We start from the raw sequence: 565 nt of genomic DNA, 5'->3' as shown, positions 1-565 counted from the left end.
AAAATGGAGCAATGTCTCACCCAGAGTAAGGAAAGTTCAAGGGGTTCCACGAGGTAATGAGCTTCACCATTGGGCTATTCAGAGAAATGGCAAGTTTGGCAAATATGTTCCTGACTCAATAAAAAACCATCCTTGGAACTTGAAGTCCATTCCAAGAGATATTCACCAAAACATTCACGGCAATGGACCTACCCCATATAGCGCATTTGGTCGTTGGTGGCACGGGACGCCTGAATGGGCAAAAGTAGCTCAAGCCTCTCCTGTTAGTGGTGGTTTAGCTGATTCAATAAATGATGAGGGATGCGGTTGTGCAAATTGAATTTCCAGCGCTGCTTGTGAGCAGCAAGAAAAGGTCGCTCTTCGTAGTGGCATCAGAATCCGAGTTCGGGAAATGTACTATTCAGTCTTTGAGGAACGGTTATTTTGAGCTGATGGACATTTATGATTCGGAAGGTCGTCACTACAAAATAGACGAGGTTGCGAGCTACAAGCCGCTAAGTCCATTCTGGTACTGGCCTGTAGAAATTGTGATGTATGGTTCTCGACTGTTTAAGGCTAATTTCAA

At 44.6% G+C, this 565-nt stretch carries 1 pseudogene; it reads left to right on the top strand.

The features are described 5' to 3' along the window. A pseudogene (locus tag R7E78_RS29040) lies at window positions 1–319 on the top strand (RHS repeat protein); the annotation flags it as partial. Window positions 320–565: the final 246 nt, after the last annotated feature.

The sequence above is a fragment of the Vibrio sp. YT-19(2023) genome, from assembly GCF_033337395.1.
This window is presented reverse-complemented; position numbering and strand designations above follow the sequence as displayed.